Source organism: Oceanisphaera sp. (assembly GCF_052084945.1).
GTDB lineage: Bacteria > Pseudomonadota > Gammaproteobacteria > Enterobacterales > Aeromonadaceae > Oceanimonas.
The window spans coordinates 20,443-22,079 of record NZ_JBQDEX010000035.1; the positions used below are offsets into that span (position 1 = coordinate 20,443).

Consider the following 1,637-nt stretch of genomic DNA (forward strand, 5'->3'; position numbering starts at 1 on the left):
GCCGCTTTGCAGCGCCCGTTAGTGGCCATCTATGGCTCAACGTCACCTAAGTACACGCCGCCACTGGCTGAAAAAGTTGCCATTGTGCATACCGATATTGAGTGTCGGCCCTGCTTTAAGCGCGAATGTCCGCTTGGCCATTTAAAGTGTCTTAAAGAGCTGCCGGCAGAAAAAGTATTGACCGCCATTAAGCAATTGATGGCATCAGAACATCTGATCGCTACGTCTCGGTAACTCATGATATATCGTTTACTCTATAACTTGCTTATTCACTTATTCAGCCCGCTATTACTTGCAATGCTATATTGGCCGAAAAAAGGCAAGCCTAGCTTTGGCAAACGCTGGCCCGAGCATTTGGGTTGGGTGGCAAAAACTCAGCAAACGCACCCCGTTTGGTTACATGCAGTCAGTGTAGGTGAAATGGTCGCCGCTACGCCGTTAATTAAGGCATTAAAAGTTGAGCGACCCGACTTGCCTATTTTAGTCACTACCACCACTCGTACTGGTGCTGATTTGGCAGAAAAGTTAGGTGATTTAATTGAGCATCGCTATGCGCCGCTAGATTTTCCGTGGGCGGTGGCGCTTTTTTTACGGCGCGTTCGCCCTCGCGCCTTGCTGATTATGGAAACGGAACTTTGGCCTAATTGGCTAACAGTTTGCGGTAAACGCCAACTCCCCGTGATGGTGCTGAATGCGCGATTATCGGAACGTTCGGCTGCACGTTATCGTCAGTTTCAAGGTGTTTTTAATCTTTTATCGAACAATATCAGGCATATTTGTTGTCAACATCAAGATGATGCAGAACGTTTTGCCGCTTTGGGCTTAGCAGCAGAAAAACTCAGTATTACAGGCTCTATTAAATTTGATATTGAGTACGACGATGAAATCATTCAGCAAGGGCAGCAGCTACGAAAGCAGCTTGGCGCTAAGCGCCCAGTGTGGATTGCCGCTTCTACCCACGAAGGTGAAGATGAACAAGTATTAGCCGCTCATCAACAACTGTTAGCACAGCTACCCGATGCATTGTTAATTCTGGTACCTCGCCATCCTCAACGCTTTGATCAAGTCGTACAGTTAGCGACTGAGCAAGGATTTAATATCGCTCGCAGAACCACAGGGTCTACAACAACCACAACACAAGTGTATGTAGGAGACACCATGGGTGAGCTGCCTATTATGCTAGCTTCAGCCGATGTCGCCTTTGTGGGCGGCAGCTTAATTGAACGCGGTGGTCATAACTTATTAGAGCCTGCAGCATTAGCTAAGCCAGTTATTACAGGACCATCAATATTTAATTTTAGTGATATCAGTCATTCATTAAATAATTCTAACGCATTATTAAAAGTTAAATCTAGCAACAAACTTAGCGAGCACCTTTTTCATCTATTTAAAAACCCCCATTTAATCACCTACAGAGGCAACAATGCAAAAAAAGTTGTGCATAAAAACAAAGGCGCACTATTAAAAACAGTAAAATTTATTATTAATAAAACCTGAATTCAGATAATAACCGCAACACTCATGTAATGGGATAGTTCGAAGAGAGGCCAATCACCTACATGTGGTATCTTACTTTTCGACCAAAAAGTGAGTTACAACATGAGTTATCGGCAGCTGACCGAGGGACAACGATACCA

2 protein-coding genes are annotated in these 1,637 nt (G+C 44.5%); both read left to right on the forward strand.

Features of this window, described 5'->3' with window-relative positions:
- On the forward strand, positions 1–234 hold a 234-nt coding region (locus ACTHY5_RS05110), incomplete at its 5' end, for a glycosyltransferase family 9 protein (protein WP_441877317.1).
- A gap of 3 nt (positions 235–237) precedes the next feature.
- Entirely contained in the window at positions 238–1,497 is a 1,260-nt protein-coding gene (waaA, locus tag ACTHY5_RS05115) for a lipid IV(A) 3-deoxy-D-manno-octulosonic acid transferase (RefSeq protein WP_441877320.1), read from the forward strand.
- Positions 1,498–1,637 lie beyond the last annotated feature (140 nt).